Genomic DNA, 20,326 nt, shown 5'->3' with positions numbered 1-20,326 from the left:
CCAAGGAGACAGACCTGTCTGTCTGGAAAGAAGCTCCGTGACAACCCGCACCCTCGTTCTGCTCGCCCACCCGGCCCTGGACCGGTCGCGGATCAACTCCGCCCTCGCCGAGGCCGTGCGCGACCTGGAACACATCACCCTGCACGACATCTACGCCGTCTATCCGGACCGGGTCATCGACGTGGCCGCCGAGCAGCGGCTGGTGCGCGAGCACGACGTGATCGTCTTTCAGTTCCCGTTCCACTGGTACTCGGTCCCCGGCTTCCTCAAGCAGTGGCTGGACGACGTGATGCTGCGTGACTTCGCGTACGACTCCGGCCCCCTCCTGCAGGGCAAGACCCTCCAGCTCGTCACCTCGACCGGCGGCATCGAGGAGGCCTACCGGCCCGGCGGCTTCCACCGCTTCCCCATGGAGGAACTGCTGCGACCGCTGGAGCAGACCGCCCACCGCATGGGCCTGGCCTATGCCGAGCCGCTCGTCCTGCACGACGCCCGTGGCACCAGTGACGAGCAACTGGCCCTGCACGCCAAGCGCTACCGCGCGCTGGTGGAGGACTTCCGGCACCGGGTGTAGCGAGAGCGGATCCCGACCGCGACACGATCCCTGCCGTCCTCACCCCACGTCACCCGCCCGCGGCCGGCATCGGCCGCGCAGGCGACCGGTCTCCGGCCTCGACCCGGCCAAATCCCGAATTAGACCGAACCGGCACATACAATCTCAAAGCCTGACAGATTCGCCATGCGCACTCGCGGCGTGTTTCCGGAGGCATCATGAGTCAGCAGCCGGTCCTGCTTCCCTACTCCGACCCGGCCTTCGTCACGGACCCCTTCCCGGTCTACCGGCAACTGCGCGACGACGGCCCGGTCCAGCGCGCCCTCATCGCCGGCGGCCTCGAGGCCTGGCTGGTCATGCGCTACGAGGACGCGCTGGCCGCCCTGTCCGACCCACGACTGAGCAGCGACGTCCGCGACGCGTCGGACCCTCGGCTCACGCAGCAGCTGCCCGCGACGGAGCGCGAGTCCTTTCTGCGCAACATGCTCCGCGCCGACCCGCCCGACCACACCCGCCTACGCCGCCTGGTCTCGAAAGCGTTCACCGCGCGCAGGGTGGCCGAGCTGAGGCCCCGGGTCCAGGAGATCACCGACCGTCTGCTCGACGCAGTCGTACCGAACGGCCGTGCGGACCTCGTCGCAGACCTGGCCCTGCCGCTTCCCGTCACCGTGATCAGCGAACTGCTCGGCGTCCCTGCCGCAGACCGCCACGACTTCCAGCACTGGACCGACGACATGATCCGGCGGGGAACCGAACTGCCGGACCCGGCCGTCGTGGACGCGGCATGGCGGCGCATGCGCTCGTACCTGACCGACCTCCTGCGGGCCAAACGAACCCGGCCGGCAGACGACCTGCTCAGTGCGCTGATCGTCGCCCGGGACGAGGAACAGCGGCTGGACGAGGACGAACTCGTCGCCATGGCATTCCTGCTGCTGGTCGCCGGATACATCACCACCGTCAATCTGATCGGGGGCGGCATCTCCGTGCTGCTCGCCCACCCCGACCAGTTGCGGACACTGCGCGACGATCCGGCACTGCTGCCGGACGCGATCGAGGAGTTCCTCCGCTACGACGGGCCGGTCAACCCGGGGATCGCACGGTTCGCGCGCGAGGACGTCGAGATCGGGGGCGTGACGATCCCGCGCGGTGCGACGGTGCTGATCGCCTCCGCGATCGCCGACCGTGATCCAAGCCGGTTCACCGACCCCGATCGCCTGGACATCGCCCGCCGGGACAACGCACATCTCGCGTTCGGGCACGGGATCCACTACTGTCTGGGGGCGCCGCTGGCCCGGTTGGAGGGTCAGATCGCCATCGGTACCGTCCTGCGCCGGCTTCCCCGGCTCGCTCTCGCCGTGCCACCGGGCGACCTGCGGTGGAGACCCAGCGGCCTGCGCGGCCCCGAGCGCCTGCCCGTCACCTTCACGGCCGGCTGTCCCGAGCCGGCCTCAACGGCTTGAGCCGTCTCGCTTCCACGGAACAGGGTTCACGCATCGCCCCGGTCCCCCTTGTCCTGCTGGGCGAGGGCGACCGGGTCGGCGTAGCGGACGACCGAGCGTCTCTGATTGGCCTAGTGAGCCTGAGCGTTGCTCAGCCTTGGGAGCCAATCGCCTTCGTGCCCTGGTACTGAACGACAGGAGCCGCCAGCCCGCGTGGCACGTCCCTCCGGACGCTGGTCGACCGGGCCGCAAGACCCGACCGAGGAGGGTGCCCGACGTCGCCTGGGCGCCGGGCGTGCGCGCAGCACTCTGCCACAGGCTCACTACGCTTCGCTAATCCAACTGGTGAGCCTCCGGCACCCCATGTGCCGTCCGGGTGCTCATGGACCAGCACCCACACGCGCAGCGCGTCATCGGGTGCCCGTCCGGCGGCCTTCAGCACGGTCCGGGTCGCGTCTCGACCAGCCCGGCCTTTCGGCGCTCGGAGAGGGCGCCCTCGGGCACGGTGACGTCCACCAGGAACCGCGGCTCCTCGTCGTGCGCGGTGGTCTGCGCACCGTCCGGCAGTTCGATCAGGTAGCTCCACGCCTGGGCGCGGAAGAAGGGCGTGTCGGGCGCGCCCTCCCAGCGCAGCAGGACCTCGGCGAGGTCGCGCTGAACGGTCTTGCAGCCCTCGTGGGTCATTGAAGGCTCCCCTCCCTGAAGGGAGGGGATTCTCCACCCTCCAGGGCTGCGTGGGGATTCACGGCTCAGGCCGCCACCGGAGCCCGCGGCTCAGGTGGTCTTACGCCCTCGGCACCGTCCGGGTTCCAACCTGCCCGGACCAGCATCACGCGGGCGGAGTTCTTGTCCCTGGGCGAGACGGCTCCGCACACGGTGCAGGCATAGGTTCTCATCGAGAGAGGGAGTGCGTGCTTGGTTCTCGCTCCGCACTGCGCGCAGTCCATCGTGGTGTGCGCCGGGTGCACGAGGCGGACGTCCCGTGCGTGCTTGCGCCCCATCTCGACCAGAGCGCGTTTGGTGGCGGCGATGGCGGCATCGGCCGCCTTGCGGGCCATCGTGGTTTTCGCGAGGAACTTCGGGCGGAAATCCTCCACCGCCACCCCGTCATGATCACGCATCACGGACTTGGCCCACTTGCGGCCGGTGTCCTCCCGCTGCCGCGCGACCTTCTTGTGCAGCTTCGCGGCCTGTGCCTGCGCCTTCCGGTAGCCCGCGGATGCGGGCCGGCCCTTCGGACGCCGGCACCGGGCCATCATCCGCTGGTAGCGGGCGAGCCCCTGCGCGGCCCGCTTGCCGTGCTCGGCATGCGGGAGATCGTAGGCGTCATCCGTGGTGGTGGCCGTCTCCTTCACACCCCAGTCCACCCCGAGCACCCGCCCCGTGAGGGCAAGCGGTTCGCTCTGCGCGGGGGCGACGAAGGACACATACCAGTGCCCGAGCGTGTCCTGGTACACGCGCACACTCGACGGGTCGGCCGGAAGAGCCCGCGACCACACCACGCTCACCACGATCTGGCCCGCAAGGTGCAGACGACCGTCCTTCAGACGGAAACCCCGCCGCGTGTAGTTGAGGCTCGGGCGGCTGTCCCGCTTGCGCTTGAAGCGGGGCATCCCGGCCCGGCGGTGCACCGGAAGCCCGTCCTTGACGTCCTTCAACGCCTTCGCCCGCGACTTGGCGAAGTCCCGAATCACCTGCTGCTGCGGCACCGAGGCACCCTCGGCCAGCCACGGCGTCAACCGACGCGCCTCAGTCAGCATCCTGTCCAACTGCGCCGGACCACACGTCAGCTTCTCTCCGGACTCCTTGGCTCGCTGGTGGACCTGCTTGGACTTGGCCACGCATTCATTCCAGAGCCACCGGCAGCGGTCCCACTCCGCTTCAAGTGCGCGCCGCGCGGTAGCCGACAGGCGCACACGGAAGGAGTACCGGGCATGCCCGGCCCCCTCCGTGGTCGCGTCTGTCGTCACGCATCCGAACCTACCCGGGAGGACTGACAGTTGAGACCTCTTGATCGCCACGGGCTCGCTCACCTCGTCGCGGGTGGACGGTCTTTCGCCCTGGAGGCGAAACCCCTATTTCCCGTCCTGCTCCGCAGGAGTCCGATTCCTCCCCGGCCTGAAGGCCGGGGCATCCTCGGAGGAACCCGGTGAACCGGTCGGGGCGGTCAGCCGGATCATCGGCACGGCAGCTCACTCCTCGTCGTCGCGAAGCTCTATGACAGTCGTTATGGGCGGGCGTCACGCTAGACTATGACGGTCGTTATAGCCAGAGGGGGTGCCCGCGTGACCAGAACGAGTCCGCAGGCCCGCGAGCGGATCGTGGCGGGCGCCGCCGACATGATCAGCCGACGGGGTCTGAGCGCCACCAGCATCCGGGAGATGGCCAAACACGCCAAGGCTCCGCTCGGCTCCACGTACCACTACTTCCCCGAAGGCAAGCAGCAACTGGCCACCGAGGCGATCCGCCACACCGGGGAAACCATCGCCAGGAGTCTGCGCAAGGAACTCCAGGCGGGCCCCACCGCCGGGCTCAAGGCGTTCCTCGCACTGTGGCGCAAGATCGTCGTCGACACCGACTTCCACGCCGGCTGCCCCGTCCTGGCCGTCTCCATCGAGGAACCCCCGACCGAGGAGATCCCGCCCGCCCTGGCGGCCGCGGCCGAGGTCTTCGAGGACTGGGAGACCCTGCTGGCCGCTTCCCTGCGTGAACACGGCGCCGATGCCGAGCACGCCGCCCAGCTCGCCACGCTCATCGTCGCGGCGGTCGAGGGGACCGTGGCCATGTGCCGCGCCAAGCGCAGCACCCAGCCCCTCGACCGCACCTCCGAGCAGCTCCTGGCGCTCGTCGCGAGGGCGACCACGAGCTGAACCGCGTCCCGCACCCGGCCCCTGGCCGAACGGCCGAGGGACCGGCAGCTCTTCCCTCAGCCGCCGAGTGCGACGCGGATCGCCTTGGCCTTCTCCTCGGTGAAAACGCCGCTCTCGAGGAGGGACAGAGGGGACAGCACGCCGCCACGCGATCCCCAGCTGCCCTCGTCGATCACACGGAAGTTGACCCACCACGCCGGCGACGGCTCGTCCACGCCACAGGCCTCGGTCATGGCGGCCAGAGTGCGCTCGATGACCTCGGCCCTGACCTCCTGGCGCCAGTCGCCGTCCATGACCGCCACGTCGATCAGCATGACGTCGGGGTCCTGTTCGGCATCCGTGAGGAGCCGGCCGCCGATGGCCAGCATGTCGTGCTCGCGCTCGACGAAGTGCACCTGGAAGCCGACCCGGGCCGGCTGGGCGAACCGGCCTACCTCGGGGACCAGCACCGCATCCGTCAGCGTCTCGGCCAGCTTCCGGCGCTGCTCCAGACTCAGACGCCCCTTGGCGCTGTTCACGGTGATGACGGTCACCGCTGCCTCCTATAACGATCGTTATAGGAGGCAGCGTACATCGTTATAACGAGTGTCATATCCCGGTTGCGGACGTCTCTCCCCGCACCGGCACGAAGCGAACTCGTATTGGTGCCACGAGCCGACGGCCGTGTCGGTCAGCGACGGTCATGCCGTCCCGACGTCGTCCACCCGCTCGCCCTCAGCCTGGGACGGTTCGCTCCTGGGGACGTCGGGGTGCTGCTCCGTGACCGCGCGCTCGGATGGTTCATCGCGCTCGCCCTCGGCCTGGGAGGGGGTGCGGGAGTACAGCCCTGCATCGTATTCCGAGGCTCGGTTCGACATGGTGGGTCTCCCTTTTCCGCTCATCTCCCATGGTCCTCCTCGGACACCCGCAGGGCGACAGCAGCCGGCCCCGCAATCCCGCCCGGAAGGCGGCGGCGCACGCCCGGGAGGCATGGCACCTGCCGGTCGCAGGGCTCGCGGAGAACACATCAGGACACTCAAGACGCGGGAGCGGGAAGCCGGGTGCTGCGACACATCGGGGTCGATATGAGACGGTGGTCCGAGGAAACCCCCGCCCATGAACGGTCGTGCAGCATGGGTTTTACGGACATGGCGCACGAACATCGGGGCGATCCGCTCGGCATCACTTCCGCCGCCGTCGCCCTGGTGGACGCCTACGGCTTGATCCAGTACTGGAGCCGCAGGGCACAGGCTTTGCTCGGCTATTCGGCGGCTGGTGTGCTTCGGCGGCCCGTGACGTCGCTGCTGGCGAGCGAAGAAGCGCTCTCGTCCGCACTGGCCGAAGGGCGGCGGGTCGGGGACGGCTGGGAGAGCGTGGTCACCGCACGTCACTGTGCGGGGCATCGGATCGAACTCGCACTGCGCGCATGCCCGCTGCGCACCGGGGAGGGGTCCAGCTGGCTGTTCGTTGCCTGCGACATCAGCGCATCGCACAAGTGGGAGCAGGAGCAGACGGTGATGGGCCGCCTGCTGGAATGGGCGGTGACGGCAGGCATCGTCGGCGATGTCGAGCACTCGGGCCACGGGGAGGACCGCGTGCCGCAGGGCATGGAAGACCTGCTGCGGTCGCACCCGCCCCCTCTGACGACGTCTGCCGGGGAGTCCGGGCAGACGGCGCCGGCTCGAAGCGGGCAGGGCACGCCGTTGCTGCTCTCGGCGCCCGTGAAGCCCACCTTCGGACTGCCGGCGACGGCTCCGGAGGGGAAGACGCTCCCTCCGCGCCCCACCTCCGCTGCCGCCACAGCGCGGGACGGAGCGCGCGAGCGGCTCGCGTTGATCAACGAGGCGGGGCATCGCATCGGCAGCACGCTGGATCTCGACTGTACGGTCAACGAGTTGGCTGAAGTGCTGGTGCCCCAGCTGGCCGATTTCGTGGCGATCGACCTCTTCCAGGGCGGCTTCGCCCCCGCGGACCTCACAACGGGGTCAGCGACCGGGGGCACCCTCACGCGGGCGGCCCATCTCTCGATCCACAAGGATCTACCGGAAGTGGTCGTGGCCATCGGGGAACCGACCAGGTACCCGCCGAGGTCCCCTCAACAGCGCTGTCTGAAGGCCGGGCGGTCGGTCCTCGACGCGGTGCTGGCCCCCACGACATCGTGGCTCACCGAGGATCCGCTGCGCTTGGAGACACTGCGCCGACTCGGCGTGCACTCGCACCTGTCGGTCCCGCTCGTGGCCCGGGGAGTGACCATGGGAGTGGTCACCGTGCTGCGTTGGGAGAACCCGAACGCGTTCGACGAGGACGACCTGCTGCTCATCGAGGAGTTGGTGGCCCGGGCGGCGGTGTGTGTGGACAACGCCCGGCGGTTCGCTCGCGAGCACAACGTCGCGCTCACTCTCCAGACCAGCCTGCTGCCACCCGACCTGCCCGACTCCAGCGCTGTCGAGATCGCGTACCGCTATCTGCCGGCCGATGCCGAGGCCGGCGTCGGAGGCGACTGGTTCGATGTCATTCCCCTGTCCGGTGCACGGGTCGCGCTGGTGGTGGGTGATGTCATCGGCCACGGCATCCATGCCGCGGCGAGCATGGGCCGTCTCCGGGCGGCCGTGCAGACGCTCGCCGATCTGGATCTGCCGCCCGACGAGCTCCTGGCCCAGGTCGACGACCTCGTTCTGCGCCTGGCGGACGAGGCGGAAGCGGCCACGGACGGTCCGCTGGTGATCGGAGCGACGTGCGTCTACGCCGTGTACGACCCGATCTCGAGGAAGCTCAACGTGGCGCGCGCCGGACATCCAAGCCCCGCCATCGCCCATCTGCGTGAGCCCGTCGAGTTCCCGGACATCCCCGCCGGACCTCCACTGGGGCTGGGTGGCCTGCCCTTCGAGTCGGCGGAGATCGAGGTGGAGGAGGGGAGCGTCATCGCGCTCTACACCGATGGCCTGATCGAGGCGTCGGACCGCGATGTCGACGTCGGCTTCGAGCGGCTGTGCTTCGCGCTGGCCCATCCTGATCGGCCGCTGGAGGAGATCTGCGACACGATGGTCCGCACCCTGCTACCGGACCACCCGCATGACGACGTCGCCTTTCTGATCGCCCGCACGCACATCCTCACCTCCGACCGCTTCACCTCCTGGGAGGTACCGGCCGACCCCCGGGCCGTGCACGAGGTACGCGGCAAGGCCGCCCGTCAGCTGACGGCGTGGGGCCTGGAGCGCCTCGCCTTCACCACCGAGCTCATCGTGAGTGAACTGGTCACCAACGCCATCAGGCATGCCTCCGGGCCGATCGGCCTTCGCCTGATCCGGGATCGCAGCCTCATATGCGAGGTGTCGGACACCAGCAACACGGCTCCTCATATGCGACGTTCACACGTCACCGACGAAGGGGGGCGAGGTCTGTTCCTGGTCGCGCAGGTGGCCCAGCGCTGGGGCACCCGCTACACCGGCACGGGCAAGACGGTATGGGCGGAGCTGCAACTCCCGGTCGCACACGCCAAGCGCGACGCCACACCTTCCATCGGTCCTGGCAGTGGCGGCGGCGCTTCGGGGTAGGCGTTCCACCGCCGCTCATCCGCCCACCGTTTGCGTATCGCGCATCCCGGCCGGCGGCGCCGGCGTCGGCACTCATGGGCGAGCCTGAGCGTAAGGCCGTGGTCCGGGGATACCCGGCGGCCATGGCGAAGATGCATGTTCCAGGGCGAAAAGCCCATCACAGTGACGAGCAGGCACCGGCCCGTGGTGTGCCGGACCCGGAAGAGGCCGGGCCGGGGCCGGAGGTCGAGGAGTCGGCGCCCGACCGTCCGACGAAGCTGCCCAAGCGGGCGTGGGGCAAGGTGCTGACGGGGAGCTTGCGGGAGTTCAAGGACGACGAACTCACCGACCGGGCCGCCGGGCTGACGTACTACGGGGTGCTGTCGCTGTTCCCGGCGCTGCTGGTGCTGGTCTCGCTCCTGGGCATCGCCGACAAGTCGGCGACCGACAAGGTACTGGCGAACCTGCGCCATCTCGCTCCGGGATCGGCCAGGGACATCATCACCCGGTCCGTGGAACAGCTGCAGAGCCATGCGGGTACCGGCTCCCTCATGGCGATCGTCGGTCTTGTGCTGGCCGTCTGGTCGGCCTCCGGTTATGTCGCCGCCTTCATCCGCTCGGCGAACGCCGTCTACGACATGCCGGAGGGCCGACCGGTGTGGAAGATCCTGCCGGTGCGCGTGGGCGTGACGATCGTGCTGATGGTGCTGGCTGTCGTCAGCGCGTTGATCGTCGTCTTCACCGGCGGCATCGCGCGTCAGGCGGGAGCCGCGCTCGGTATCGGGGACACCGCGCTGACGGTGTGGTCGGTCGCCAAGTGGCCCGTCCTGGTCATTCTCGTCACCGTGATGATCGCCATCCTCTACTGGGCGAGCCCCAACGCCAAGGTCAAGGGCTTCCGGTGGGTCACGCCGGGCAGTGTCCTGGCCCTGCTGATCTGGCTGGCCGCGTCCGCCGGTTTCGCGCTGTACGTCGCCAACTTCGCCTCGTACAACAAGACGTACGGCACCATGGCCGGAGTCATCGTCTTCCTCGTTTGGCTGTGGATCAGCAACCTGGCCGTCCTGCTGGGTCTGGAGTTCGACGCGGAGACCGTACGGCAGCGGGCGATCGCCGGCGGCCTCCCCTCGGAGGCGGAGCCGTACACCCAACCGCGCGACACCAGGAACTGGGACGAGGAGGACCTGCGCCGCCTGGGCGAGATCTGAGCTCCGCGGCAGACGCCGGGATGGCGTCGGGCATGGGTTGCCGACCCCGGGATACCCGCTGTCGAAGCGCCCTGGAACCGGTGCGGCAAGGACCCGCTCCCCCGGGCCCGCCACCGGCGATCGGCTCACCGGGTCGGGCAGTGGCCCGCGAGTGAGCGTTTCCGTGGCACACGGTCCGGCACCGAGCCGGGCGTCAAACCATCGACACCATGAAAAGGGGGCTTCGGCATGTCGCAGGTCGAGGAGTCCATCGAGGTCAATGTCCCGGTCCGCACGGCGTACAACCAGTGGACCCAGTTCGAGACCTTCCCCGCGTTCATGGACGGCGTGGAGCGCATCGAGCAGCGCAGCGACACTCTCACCCACTGGGTGACGAAGATCGGCGGTGTGCAGCGGGAGTTCGACGCGGAGATCACCGAGCAGATCCCCGACGAGCGGGTCGCCTGGACCACCGTGGACGGCGAGGCCAAGCAGGCCGGCGTCGTCACCTTCCACCGCCTGGCCGCGGACCGCACCAAGGTCATGCTGCAGATGGCCTACGAGCCCGAGGGCCTGGCCGAGTCCGTGGGCGACAAGCTCGGCGTCGTGAACCGGCGGGTCACGGGAGACCTCAAGCGGTTCAAGAACTTCATCGAGCAGCGCGGCGGCGTGGAAACCGGCGCCTGGCGCGGCGAGGTCTGACCTCACCTCGTCGCCCGAGAGGGCGGTGCCCTGGACCTCCACCAGGGCACCGCCCTCTTCGGCTGCCGGCCGAGTGGCCGTAGTCCGGCATGGCGTGGGCTGCGTCACACGTGACAGAACGCATGAGCAAGCGCTTAGATAGTGAGTGCGTCAGATGCGTCGTCCCGGCTGGAGGCCACGTTGTTGTTCACATCCGTCGACGACGTATCCGCGCGCCTCGCCGAGACCGGGTATCTGGCCTCCCCCGCGGTCGCCACGACGGTCTTCCTGGCCGACCGGCTCGGCAAGCCGCTGCTGGTGGAGGGCCCGGCGGGGGTCGGCAAGACGGAACTCGCCAAGGCCGTCGCCCAGGTCGCCGGGGCCCGGCTGGTCCGGTTGCAGTGCTACGAAGGCGTCGACGAATCACGGGCGCTGTACGAGTGGAACCACGCCAAGCAACTGCTGCGCATCAGCGCGGGCCGTGACGAGACCTGGGACGAGACGCGTACGGACATCTTCAGCGAGGAGTTCCTGCTGGCGCGTCCCCTGCTGACCGCGATCCGGGGCGACGGGCCGAAGGTCCTGCTGATCGACGAGACCGACAAGGCCGACGTCGAGGTGGAGGGTCTGCTGCTCGAAGTGCTCAGCGACTTCCAGATCACCGTCCCGGAACTGGGGACGATCACCGCCACGAGCCGTCCGTTCGTCGTGCTCACCTCGAACGCGAGCCGCGAGTTGTCGGAAGCGCTGCGCCGCCGCTGCCTCTTCCTCCACATCGGCTTTCCCGAGGAGGAATTGGAGCGCAGCATCGTCCGGCTGAAGGTGCCGGGCCTCGACCAGGCCCTGACGGAGTCCGTGGTGCGCGTCGTGGGGGCGCTGCGTGCGATGGATCTGCGGAAGGTCCCGTCGGTCGCCGAGACCATCGACTGGGCGCGCACCCTGCTGGCACTCGGGGCGGACACTCTCGACGAGACCGTCGTACGTGACAGCCTCGGAGTGCTGCTCAAGCACCAGGACGACGTACTCAAGGCGGCCGCCAAGCTCGACCTGGACGCCGTGTGAACTCCCCGGACGTGGGGGTGGCGGAGCGGCTGGCGGGGCTCGTCGGCGCGCTCCGCTCGCACGGCCTGCGGATCGGCACCGGCGAGACCGTGGACGCCGCGCGGGCTCTGGAGGCACTCGGCCTGACGGACCGCGAGCTGCTGCGTGAGGGACTGGCCGCCACACTGCTGCACGGGGAGACGCAGCGCCGCGTCTTCGATCCGGTCTTCGACGTGTACTTTCCCAGCCGTGTCGGGACACCGGGCGCAGACGCGACCCCGGACCGGGAAGCACTGCGGGAACGGCTCGCCGCCGCCCTCGCGGCCGGCGACGAGGCGATGACGGCACGGTTGGCGACCGAGGCGGTGAGCGGCTTCGGTGGTTACGGCGCCTCACCGGGCTCGGACGGCTGGTCGTCGTACCAGACGCTCGACCGGCTGCGCCCGCAGACGCTGCTGGCTCGCGTCCGGGACGCCGTCAGGGCGCAGTCCGGGGCGTCGGGGTTCACCGACCGGCTGCTGGAGGACGAGATCCGCAGGCGCATCGAGGTCTTCCGCGCTCAGGTCGCCGCCGAGGCGCGGCGCCGGGTCGCCGAGCGCCGCGGCAGGGACGAGATCGCCCGGCGCGCGGTCGCCCCGACCCCCGACCGGGTCGACTTCCTCTTCGCCGGACGGGATCAGCTCGCCGAGCTGCGCAGGGTGGTTCAGCCACTCGCTCGCAAGCTGGCCACCCGGCTCGCGGCCCGCCGTCGTCGTGCCGCCCGGGGCACCATCGATCTGCGGCGCACCCTGCGTGCCTCACTGTCGACGGGCGGCGTCCCGATGCATCCCGTACTGCGCCGGCGCCGCCCCGTCCGGCCCGAACTGGTGCTGCTGTGCGATGTGTCGGGTTCGGTGTCGGGATTCTCCGACTTCACGATGCTCTTGGTGCAGGCGTTGCACGACCAGTTCAGCAAGGTCCGGGTCTTCGCCTTCGTCAACCGCGTCGACGAGGTCACGGGGCTTCTGGTGCGCGGCGCGGCGGATCCCGGCCACCTCAGTGCCGGAATCCTGTCGCAGGCGGCGGTGACGGGATGGCACGGCAGCAGCGACTACGGTGTCGCGTTCGGCGAGTTCACGGAGCGATACGCCGACGCGGTCGGTTCCCGTACGACCGTGTTCGTCCTCGGTGACGCTCGTACGAACATGAGTGACCCGAATCTGCCGGCGGTTCGGCACATCTCCGAACGGGCCCGCCGTGTGTACTGGCTGAACCCCGAGGCACGTTCCCAGTGGGGCACGGGCGACTCCGCCGCGCCCGACTACGCCGCGCTCGTCGAGATGTACGAGTGCCGCAACGCCCGGCAGCTCAGTGCGCTGATCTCTCGGCTGCTGCCCGTGTGACCACATCCCGACACCGGCTCCCCCGGCGTGGGTGATGTGGATGCCCCGGACCCATGTGGACCGGGCGAGACGGACGGCCAGACGCCTGTCCGCGCCGATCCCCCGCGCAAGATGACTGCCGGTCAAGGCCGTGTTGCGCCGGCGCGGAGTGTCTGCGGACCTGTTTCTGCCGCTCAACGCGGTCGACGCCGGGGCAGTCGTAACCGGCGCCGAGCGTGCATATCACTCGGCCGGCCGACCTGACGTGCCGTCGGCCATCGTGCCCGGAAGTCTAGACTCCGTGACGGCACCAGCACCTCGCCCGCATTTGTCCGGTACGGGTGGAGCCACCTGCGCGACGGAGGAGGCGTAATGCTGCATCGCTCCGGCCGGACTTGCTGGAGGCGCTTCGCCGCGTTTCTCGTCACGGGCGTCGCCGCCGCGGCGGCACTGTGCATCGGTATGGCACAAGGAGCGCTGGCCGCGTCGTTCTTCATCTCGGGCCAGCGTTTCCAGGTCGCCGCGAACAAGCTCAACGCCCGTGGCCTGGCCCTCTATCCCATGGTCGACGTGGCCAGGAAGGGCACGCTCGTGCCGGTCGTGGTCCTGGGGTTCCGGCAAGCGAACATCAGCCGGCTGTGCCTGTCCGTGAATCTCCCGGTCCCGGTACTGGGTACCTACACCCTCTTGCTCACCGGCGGTGACCGCAGCCGGGTCGAGGCGACGAACCTGTTCATCGACGCGACCTCGATCTCGGCCGATCAGGCGAACAGCAACAACATCGACATCGGTGTGGCGGCGGGCTCGGTCACGAAAGGGCCGATCAATCCGGGAGACAGAAACTCGCGGTTCTTCGACCCCAACGTCTTCGCCCAGCAGGCCGATTCCATCGACCTCACCAACGTACGCGTGACCTCGGTCGCGGTATCGGCCGCCACGCTCGACATCCCCGGCCTCAACGTGCAGATCGAGCCAGGCAGCCACAACTGCTTCTGACCCCGTGCCGCCCCGGCACGGGCACATGCGCGCGTCGGCGCCCGCTCACCGCATGTCCTGTCCGTCCCCCCACCACGGAGAGCACACGTGTTCTTTGATCCGTTCGAAACAGGCTCGGGACTACGCGCCACCGTCTCCGGCATCCGGCGCAGATTCTGGGTGTGGCGGGGCGAGCGGCCCTTCTGGGCAGGGCTGTTCACCCTCACGGCGGGACTGCCCATCATGTACTTCCCCTACACGCACCTGAGTCTGCAGGGCATCGCGCTGGCGCTCTCCACCACGTCCGGGGCGGCGTCCCTGGTCATCGGAGTCCTGCTCATGACCTTGGGCATCTCTCTCTGGTTCCACCAGGAGGTCCGTGTGTTCGCCGGGATCGCGACCCTGCTGCTCGCCCTCATCTCGCTTCCCGTTGCGAATTTCGGGGGCCTGTTCTTCGGCCTGTTCTTCGGCCTGATCGGTGGTTCCCTGGCCTGCGCCTGGGCTCCGCCCACGGGCGCCGCCGAGCCGCCGCCCTCAGCGCATCCGGCAGCCACCCCCGTACCGGCAGGAAAAGAGCAAGGACGTCCGTGACCCCGCCGGTCGTGCGCCACGGGCTCGCACGACCGGCGCATGAAGGATCCACGGGTGGCCCGCCGTCTGGGGCCGACACCGGCGGCTTCTCAGATGTCGGAGTCGATGCCGGTGATCACCGACGGCCCCAGGGGGGCGCTGGCTTCGTCCAGCCCCGCGGCACGCAGAGCGGAACCCGCGAGGTGCTGGGCGTCCTGCTCGGCGTGGGGTCCGCTGTCCGCCTCGACGGTGAGGCGCATGGTGAAGGTGTTGTCCTCGTTCACGGTGAGGATGTCGAGGTCCTCCTCGTTCCCCTTCTGGGTGTGGTGCGGATCGGCCGGGCGCAGGGCCCGGACCAGGTCGGCTCTCGTACCGGGTGCGATGGGGCCGGTGAAGGTGCCGGGCACGGTGATCACGTACGTCGTCATGTCGCTCCCTCGTTCGGCTCTTACACCGCGTACCCAGTTCCCGGCCTCGGCCACGTCGCCCGAGGACAGTCCGTAACCGGTCATCGCGCACGCGGGGCGGCGCCGTGCCCGCCGAAGGGGCCGGCGGCAGCCCGTCGACACCCCGGTCGGGCAGCCGGCCCGACGGCGCAGCGAACAGCGGGCCGACCCGGTCGGGGCCCCAGCGCGGCCGCGCGCCGAGGAATGGAGCCGGGCTGTTCCCCCCGCATGCGCCCCGAGCCGGTCCCGCTCCGATGCGATGCCGCGCCGCTACGCCGTGCGGTGCTGCTCGCGGGCCTCGCGAGCCCACCGGCCGAGGACGGGGACACAGGACTCGGCGAAGTACTCGTAGTCCGCGGCGGTGTTGTAGACATGGGCGGACAGCCGCATGTATCCGATGCCGTCGAAGCTGGTGAAGGCGGCTTCCACGTCCAGTTCTCCGGCCACCCGGTCACGCAGCGCGTCGGCCGCGACACGGGATGTGCCCAGACCGTCCGGCAGCCGCACCAGCCGCATGCCGGGGACGGGCATACCGACGTCGACGGTGCCGCCGACCCCGGTCAGGTCGGCGAACGCGGTGCCGATCACGTGTGCGGCGTAGTCGGCCAGCTCGTCCATGTACTGGCGGGCGGCCTGCCAGCCCCAGGTGCGCTCGATGAAGTCCAGCGCTGTCGGTGCCGCCAGGTAGGCGGTGGCATCCAGGGTGCCCTGCTGGTCGAAGCGGTCGGGGTAGGGATCGGCGGCACCCCAGGAGTCGATCAGGGGGTAGAGGCTGTCGTGCTGCGGCCCCCGGGCGATCAGCGCCGCGGTGCCGCGCGGCGCGCAGCCCCATTTGTGCAGGTTGCCGACCCAGAAGTCACAGCTGACGCCGGCGAGGGGCGCGGCAAGCAGACCGGGCGCGTGCGCGCCGTCCACGAGCAGCGGTATCCCCCGCTGCCGGGCCGCCTCGCCGATCCGGTCCACCGGCATCAGGCGGGCGGTGGCCGACGTGATGTGGTCGAGGACGACGAGGTCGGTGGCCTCCCCGATCTCCGCGATCACGGCCTCGTACGCCTGCTCCTCGTCCACGTCCAGCGGCACCCGGGCGGTGCGGACCCGGCCGCCCCAGCGGCGCGCCAGCCGCTCGGCGCCCATGGTGACGGCACCGTAGCCGTGGTCGGTGACGACGATCTCCCCGCCACGGCGCCGCTCGAGTCCCGCGAACACGACGCTGGCGCCGGCGCTCGCGTTCGGCACCAGCGCGAGATCGTCGGCGGACACACCGAGAAAGGCGGCGAGCTCGGACCGGGTCTCGGCGATCCGCTGCGGCTGCGCAGGGAACCAGACCACGGGTGAGCGTTCCATCTCGGCGCGCAGTTCCTGCTGCCGTGCCTGTGCCACAAGGGGGACCGCGCCGAACGAACCGTGGTTCAGGTGCTTCAGGGCGGGGTCCAGCGACCACGCCTCGGCGGCAGGCCTGCCGTCGGCCAGTAGCAGGGGGTGCGGCGCGGTGGTGACCTCGGTCCCGCTCACTTGACTCCCGATCCTTCGAGCCGGAATGTCCGATGCGGTGCACCGGACTCTTCCAGAGAGACGTATGACGACCTGGGGATCCTGTCATCGCCGTTTCCCTGGACGCAAGCGGCTGAAGTGGAACTTCATCGGACGACTCCTGCTTGACCCGCCCAAGACATCTGATGACTCGCTACAGTGCCGAGGGGCTCCGGCGACGACGTCGCAGTCCCTCAGGGGTGCGAGCCGCAGCCCACACAGCGGCGAGAGGAGTGGGATGTCCGCAGTCGAGAAGGCGTTCCACGGGCTACGGCACATGATCGCGGCGGGGCGTCTCGGCCCGGGTGAGCGCATTCCGCCCGAGGGCGAGCTGTGTGAGGAGCTGGGCGTCTCACGAGGTTCCCTGCGCGAAGCCGTACGGATGCTCGCCGCCCTGGGGGTGATCGAGCCGCGCCACGGATCGGGCACGTACGTCTCCCAGCTGCGGCCCGAGGACGTCATCGGCAGTCTCGCGCTGACCTTCGAGCTCCTCCCCCTGACCGGCCTGCTGGAGGTCTACGAGATCCGGCGGGTACTGGAGGCTCACGTCGCGGCGCAGGCCGCCGCGCGCAGCACGCCGGAGACGGTGCGTGGGCTCTACTCGCTCATCGAGGCGATGGAGGCCACCGACGACCCCGCCGAGGCCGCGGAACTCGACCATCGCTTCCACGCGGAGATCGCCCGGATCGGCGGCAATCCCACCCTGGCGTCCCTGCTGTCGGTCTTCCGCGCCCGCTCGGGCAAGTACCGGGTCTTCACGCTCCCCGAGGGCCCTCGGCTGCGCAGCAAGAGCGACCAGGACCACCGCGTCCTGGCCGATGCCATCGCCGACCGCGACCCCGTCGCGGCCGCAGGCGCCGCACAGGCCCATGTCGCCCAGACGGAGCGCTGGTTGCGCGCCTTCATGCCCTCCGTGGAGGACGACGACGTTCGCGACTGACGGCTGCGTCGGCCGCTCTGCGGCCGGAACGAGCTACGCGACTGAGTACGCATACGGATGGCACGGCGCGGCGACGCCGCAGCACGATGCTCCGTATGACGGATCTTTCCGCAGAGACGGCCAGACGGACGCGCCGCACCGTTGTCGCCTTCCTCGTGGTGACCGCTGTGCTCCTGCTGCCGCTGTTCGGCTGGCTCTGGTAGGCCGCCGAGGATGCGCTCCGGCTCAAGAGCACCACCGACTGGGTCGCCAATCACCGGGCCAAGGAATCGCTGGTGCACGCCGCCCTGCTGCTCTGCGGCGCTCCGCCGGCCGGAGCCGTGTGCGGCTGGACCGGCGCCACGGTGCTGGGCCGTCGCACCGGCGTGCCTGCCGCCGCGGGCGCCATGCTCGGCGCGATCGGGCTCTGGGTATTCGGCCTCGTGGTGATTGTCATCGCCTTCAGGAACGCCACGTTCGACTTTTGAGGCGACCGCACCGGGGCCGTTCCTCGAGCCGGATCGCAGCTGATGAAGGAGCCCCCGGAGTCGCCTGGTTCGGTGCACACGGTCGTCTTCGTCACCTCGTGCACGGCACCCTGGCTGCAGTTGACGGTCTCGTTCTTGGCCAGCACCGTGCCGTAGTGCCAGAAGGTGGTCTCCGCCGGACAGTCGCCCCGGCGGGTCGTCACGCCCCTGCGACCGGAGTTGCGGGCAGCCGCCAGTGCCGGGCCGACTCGCTCCCACACACGTCGCACGCCATGCGGATGATGATCGCAGGCCTTCTGACGTCGTCCATGGGCGACGTCAGAGAACGAGAGCGAGCGCCCGGCGGACCTTCCCGGTCAAATCATTAGGCAGAAACCTGACGGCCGGTGGGCGTGCCGCCTCGCGAACGGTTCTGGTGCTCCGTGCGCGCCGCCTCCAGCAACCGCCTCCAGGACGTGACCGTCGGACGACGACGCAGAAGCGACCGTCGCTCCCGTTCGGTCATCCCTCCCCATACGCCGTGCTCGATCCGCTGGTCCAGGGCGAATGCCAGACACTCCGTCCGCACCGCGCAGCCCGCACACACCGCTTTGACCCGATGCTGAGCCGAAGCCTCGACGAACAACTCCTCCGGGTTCAATCCCCGGCACGCCCCGCGTTCGGCCCAGTCGTCAACCGCCTTCATCCAGCGCCACCCTCTCCCCGCCCGGCCTGTCAGCAGTCCCGGCTATCTGCCGGTGGCATAGGACGCTACGCCCAACTGCCATGGGCTTCGCAATACCCCGACTTCCCCTTCACACTCCTTCGAGTGAAATTCCTTGACGCCGGGCCGCTCGCCATCTATGGCCTGTTGGCAAAGTCATGGCACTGTCCAAGACCCCAAGGGCAGTCCGCAAAGATCCAACTGGCCATCTCAAGCCTGCGGACCGCTGCCGACGAATCCGAGGTAGTGCCCCGACACGTAGGCCTCTACGGGGTCGGCCGTATCACCGGTGCGGGCAGGTCCAGAGCACGGCCGAGGGCGGAGGTGACAGGCGTGGCGTAATCGGGCAGGTGCCGAGCCGCCCAGGCGGCGGCTAGGTGGAGGAAGTCGAGCAGGTCGCGCTCTGCGCCGGCGAGCAGGCGACGCAGGTCCGCGACGGGTAGCTCGATCGCCGGGCTGTTGTGCTGCTCGGCGTCGACGGTCAATCCGACGACATCGCCCTGCCGTTCAGCGAGCGGAGAGGGATCGTGTCCGAAGGAGGCCCAGCCCTTGCCGTCGACGACCTCAAGCCAGTCACGCCTCTCGTCCAGCCCGTTGCAGCAGCCCGGCAGCAGCGTGGTGCCGGTTGCGGAGTCCGAAATCCGCAGACCGCCGGGTGCGACAAGGTCGTCCATGGTCAGCAGTCCGTGCAGGAAGCCCCCGAGTGGGTCGGCGGGACGCGGTGGGCGACCGTCGGTCTCGGGATGGATGTCGTTGTAGTCGGCGATGCGCATCACCGCTGTGGCGACCTCGGCAGGATCGAGTGCGCCGCTGAGCGGCAGAAAGCCGTACAGCTCGGACTCGGTGACAGGCCAGAGGGTGAAGCCGTCGGAGGCGTGGATCTCCAGGACAGGCTGCAGAACGATCACCCAGGAAGTCTGCGGCACGCGTGCTCGCGCCGCACCGCGATTACTGCGCGACAACCCGCCGTCTCGGATCCCTACCGGCTGTCACACCGCCGACGGGGGCTGGGCTGAGGGCGCTATTGCGGTCGCATAAGGTCGAGGTCCTCGCCCCATGCGTCCAGCACCTCGCCGTGTCCGGCTTGTCGGGCCGCTGCCTCGACCAGGGTGAAGAGATGCCGCTGTAGGGATACGTCGCCGGTTGCCGTGATGCGGTCCGCAGCACGGAGCAGCATGTCGGTGTCCCAGCCCGGCAAGGGGTATCGGGCGAGCTCCCACTCCAGGTACTTGTTGTAGGGCCGGGGGCGATGGTCCAGAGCGAAGAGCAGCTCCAGCAGAAACCGAATGGCGTCCGCGGCGTCGAGGCGGGCGGCGAGTGCATGGCCGTCTCGGTGGTTCTTGACGGAGCGGTAGAGAGAGTTGGCATAGGCGTCGAGCCAGTAACGGGAGTCTTCGCGCCCCTCATCGGCGCGAAGACTCGCTTTGTCGGCCAGGATCTTGGCGATACCCCCGTCGAGCCGGTCGAGCACGATCCGGGCACGGGCGAGGGCGTAGCGCTCGAAACCGGGCATTCCAGCTGCACGGAACTGGGCGAGCGAGACGATGACGAGGTCGATTTCGGGGGTGCGGTGGCCCGCGAACCGGGTGAGATCTGTTGTTGCGTCGTCGGCGAGGACCACATACAGGTCGTGATCGGAGTGCCGGGTGATCATGTCCTCATGGGCTTGGGAGCCTTTGAGGACGAGGCCGACGACAGCTGGATCAGCGACGGCGAGTTCAACGAACGTCTCGTAGGTGAGGGGCTGCTGAGCAGTCATGATGTAGATCTCCGGTGGGGGTGGTGACGGGTACGCCTGCTGGGGCGGCTCCTGTTGAGGGAGGCGCCCTGCACCGTCTGCGGCTGCGCATGGCCGCCGCCCGGAAGATCAACGCACATTCGGACTCTATCGCCTGGCCGGACGTGAGGCGTGCCGTTCGGGCGGTCGTCAGGATGTCGGTTCGCAGTTGGGCACAGCCCTCAGGGCTGTGCCCAGCACGGTCGCCTCGACAGCGGACGGCGAGTTTGCCGTAGCTCGTCGGGACAGCCCAGGGTTCCCTCGCGAGCGCACC

Annotated in this window: 19 protein-coding genes and 3 pseudogenes; 12 read left to right on the top strand and 10 right to left on the bottom strand. The window is 69.4% G+C overall.

Going from position 1 to position 20,326, the window contains the following annotated elements; genetic code table 11:
- Nucleotides 1–37 precede the first annotated feature (37 nt).
- Both ACQEXA_RS49445 and ACQEXA_RS49440 read left to right on the top strand, forming a co-directional pair.
- Complete coding sequence (locus tag ACQEXA_RS49445) at nt 38–574, top strand: NAD(P)H-dependent oxidoreductase (protein ID WP_432923656.1); 537 nt, start codon at nt 38–40, stop codon at nt 572–574.
- A gap of 197 nt (nt 575–771) precedes the next feature.
- On the top strand, nt 772–2,013 hold the full coding sequence (locus tag ACQEXA_RS49440) for a cytochrome P450 family protein (RefSeq protein ID WP_432923658.1): 1,242 nt from the start codon (nt 772–774) through the stop codon (nt 2,011–2,013).
- A 310-nt stretch (nt 2,014–2,323) separates the two neighbouring features.
- Here the strand turns inward: ACQEXA_RS49440 and ACQEXA_RS49435 are convergent.
- Together ACQEXA_RS49435 and ACQEXA_RS49430 are read right to left on the bottom strand one after the other, a co-directional pair.
- Nucleotides 2,324–2,676: pseudogene (locus ACQEXA_RS49435) on the bottom strand (tautomerase family protein); the annotation flags it as partial.
- A 65-nt stretch (nt 2,677–2,741) separates the two neighbouring features.
- A complete protein-coding gene (locus ACQEXA_RS49430; protein ID WP_433133145.1) occupies nt 2,742–3,962 on the bottom strand; it encodes an RNA-guided endonuclease InsQ/TnpB family protein in 1,221 nt (406 codons plus the stop codon).
- 315 nt (nt 3,963–4,277) lie between these two features.
- Here ACQEXA_RS49430 and ACQEXA_RS49425 point away from each other — a divergent pair, with 315 nt between their 5' ends.
- Entirely contained in the window at nt 4,278–4,862 is a 585-nt protein-coding gene (locus ACQEXA_RS49425; protein WP_433133143.1) for a TetR/AcrR family transcriptional regulator, read from the top strand.
- 56 nt (nt 4,863–4,918) lie between these two features.
- On the opposite strand, the gene ACQEXA_RS49420 is transcribed toward ACQEXA_RS49425, so the two are convergent.
- Nucleotides 4,919–5,395, bottom strand: coding sequence for a tautomerase family protein (locus ACQEXA_RS49420; RefSeq protein ID WP_432923664.1), 477 nt, complete (start codon nt 5,393–5,395; stop codon nt 4,919–4,921).
- A gap of 147 nt (nt 5,396–5,542) precedes the next feature.
- Nucleotides 5,543–5,719, bottom strand: a complete 177-nt coding sequence (locus ACQEXA_RS49415) for a hypothetical protein (protein WP_432923666.1) — start codon at nt 5,717–5,719, stop codon at nt 5,543–5,545.
- 270 nt (nt 5,720–5,989) lie between these two features.
- Between ACQEXA_RS49415 and ACQEXA_RS49410 the strand changes: the two genes are divergently transcribed.
- From ACQEXA_RS49410 to ACQEXA_RS49380, 7 genes are all read left to right on the top strand, one after another.
- A complete protein-coding gene (locus ACQEXA_RS49410; RefSeq protein ID WP_433133141.1) occupies nt 5,990–8,395 on the top strand; it encodes a SpoIIE family protein phosphatase in 2,406 nt (801 codons plus the stop codon).
- 122 nt (nt 8,396–8,517) lie between these two features.
- On the top strand, nt 8,518–9,582 hold the full coding sequence (locus ACQEXA_RS49405) for a YihY/virulence factor BrkB family protein (protein WP_433133139.1): 1,065 nt from the start codon (nt 8,518–8,520) through the stop codon (nt 9,580–9,582).
- A gap of 228 nt (nt 9,583–9,810) precedes the next feature.
- Entirely contained in the window at nt 9,811–10,263 is a 453-nt protein-coding gene (locus ACQEXA_RS49400) for an SRPBCC family protein (protein WP_432923672.1), read from the top strand.
- A gap of 183 nt (nt 10,264–10,446) precedes the next feature.
- Nucleotides 10,447–11,304, top strand: a complete 858-nt coding sequence (locus ACQEXA_RS49395; RefSeq protein WP_432938885.1) for an AAA family ATPase — start codon at nt 10,447–10,449, stop codon at nt 11,302–11,304.
- Nucleotides 11,305–11,315: 11 nt separating this feature from the next.
- Complete coding sequence (locus ACQEXA_RS49390) at nt 11,316–12,665, top strand: vWA domain-containing protein (protein WP_432938887.1); 1,350 nt, start codon at nt 11,316–11,318, stop codon at nt 12,663–12,665.
- 351 nt (nt 12,666–13,016) lie between these two features.
- Nucleotides 13,017–13,640 carry a DUF6230 family protein gene (locus tag ACQEXA_RS49385; RefSeq protein ID WP_432923674.1) on the top strand — a complete coding sequence of 208 codons (624 nt, stop codon included), beginning with the start codon at nt 13,017–13,019 and terminating at the stop codon, nt 13,638–13,640.
- An 87-nt stretch (nt 13,641–13,727) separates the two neighbouring features.
- Complete coding sequence (locus ACQEXA_RS49380; RefSeq protein WP_432923676.1) at nt 13,728–14,210, top strand: DUF6114 domain-containing protein; 483 nt, start codon at nt 13,728–13,730, stop codon at nt 14,208–14,210.
- A gap of 89 nt (nt 14,211–14,299) precedes the next feature.
- On the opposite strand, the gene ACQEXA_RS49375 is transcribed toward ACQEXA_RS49380, so the two are convergent.
- Both ACQEXA_RS49375 and ACQEXA_RS49370 read right to left on the bottom strand, forming a co-directional pair.
- Nucleotides 14,300–14,617 carry a hypothetical protein gene (locus ACQEXA_RS49375; protein ID WP_359398441.1) on the bottom strand — a complete coding sequence of 106 codons (318 nt, stop codon included), beginning with the start codon at nt 14,615–14,617 and terminating at the stop codon, nt 14,300–14,302.
- A 288-nt stretch (nt 14,618–14,905) separates the two neighbouring features.
- Nucleotides 14,906–16,147 carry an aminotransferase class V-fold PLP-dependent enzyme gene (locus tag ACQEXA_RS49370; protein ID WP_433133137.1) on the bottom strand — a complete coding sequence of 414 codons (1,242 nt, stop codon included), beginning with the start codon at nt 16,145–16,147 and terminating at the stop codon, nt 14,906–14,908.
- A 256-nt stretch (nt 16,148–16,403) separates the two neighbouring features.
- Between ACQEXA_RS49370 and ACQEXA_RS49365 the strand changes: the two genes are divergently transcribed.
- A complete protein-coding gene (locus tag ACQEXA_RS49365) occupies nt 16,404–17,105 on the top strand; it encodes a FadR/GntR family transcriptional regulator (RefSeq protein WP_432923680.1) in 702 nt (233 codons plus the stop codon).
- 275 nt (nt 17,106–17,380) lie between these two features.
- Complete coding sequence (locus tag ACQEXA_RS49360; protein WP_432940042.1) at nt 17,381–17,572, top strand: hypothetical protein; 192 nt, start codon at nt 17,381–17,383, stop codon at nt 17,570–17,572.
- A 20-nt stretch (nt 17,573–17,592) separates the two neighbouring features.
- Here the strand turns inward: ACQEXA_RS49360 and ACQEXA_RS49355 are convergent.
- The 4 genes and pseudogenes from ACQEXA_RS49355 to ACQEXA_RS49340 form a co-directional block, all read right to left on the bottom strand.
- A pseudogene (locus ACQEXA_RS49355) lies at nt 17,593–17,742 on the bottom strand (S1 family peptidase); the annotation flags it as partial.
- Nucleotides 17,743–17,936: 194 nt separating this feature from the next.
- Nucleotides 17,937–18,316 (bottom strand): annotated as a pseudogene (locus ACQEXA_RS49350) (WhiB family transcriptional regulator).
- Nucleotides 18,317–18,541: 225 nt separating this feature from the next.
- Entirely contained in the window at nt 18,542–19,183 is a 642-nt protein-coding gene (locus tag ACQEXA_RS49345; protein ID WP_432923682.1) for a hypothetical protein, read from the bottom strand.
- A 113-nt stretch (nt 19,184–19,296) separates the two neighbouring features.
- Entirely contained in the window at nt 19,297–20,034 is a 738-nt protein-coding gene (locus tag ACQEXA_RS49340; protein ID WP_432923684.1) for a hypothetical protein, read from the bottom strand.
- Nucleotides 20,035–20,326 lie beyond the last annotated feature (292 nt).

It is taken from the genome of Streptomyces sp. CA-106110 (genome assembly GCF_050936285.1).
GTDB lineage: Bacteria > Actinomycetota > Actinomycetes > Streptomycetales > Streptomycetaceae > Streptomyces.
The sequence above is the reverse complement of the archived record's forward strand: the minus strand, read 5'-3'. Positions and strand labels throughout refer to the sequence as shown.

Excerpts from the sequence above, each read along its gene's own strand:
- ACQEXA_RS49440 (WP_432923658.1), top strand. The coding sequence starts at position 772 with ATGAGTCAGCAGCCGGTCCTGCTTCCCTACTCCGACCCGGCCTTCGTC.
- ACQEXA_RS49415 (WP_432923666.1), bottom strand. The coding sequence starts at position 5,719 with ATGTCGAACCGAGCCTCGGAATACGATGCAGGGCTGTACTCCCGCACC.
- ACQEXA_RS49410 (WP_433133141.1), top strand. The coding sequence starts at position 5,990 with ATGGCGCACGAACATCGGGGCGATCCGCTCGGCATCACTTCCGCCGCC.
- ACQEXA_RS49405 (WP_433133139.1), top strand. The coding sequence starts at position 8,518 with ATGGCGAAGATGCATGTTCCAGGGCGAAAAGCCCATCACAGTGACGAG.
- ACQEXA_RS49400 (WP_432923672.1), top strand. The coding sequence starts at position 9,811 with ATGTCGCAGGTCGAGGAGTCCATCGAGGTCAATGTCCCGGTCCGCACG.
- ACQEXA_RS49385 (WP_432923674.1), top strand. The coding sequence starts at position 13,017 with ATGCTGCATCGCTCCGGCCGGACTTGCTGGAGGCGCTTCGCCGCGTTT.
- ACQEXA_RS49375 (WP_359398441.1), bottom strand. The coding sequence starts at position 14,617 with ATGACGACGTACGTGATCACCGTGCCCGGCACCTTCACCGGCCCCATC.
- ACQEXA_RS49365 (WP_432923680.1), top strand. The coding sequence starts at position 16,404 with ATGTCCGCAGTCGAGAAGGCGTTCCACGGGCTACGGCACATGATCGCG.
- ACQEXA_RS49340 (WP_432923684.1), bottom strand. The coding sequence starts at position 20,034 with ATGACTGCTCAGCAGCCCCTCACCTACGAGACGTTCGTTGAACTCGCC.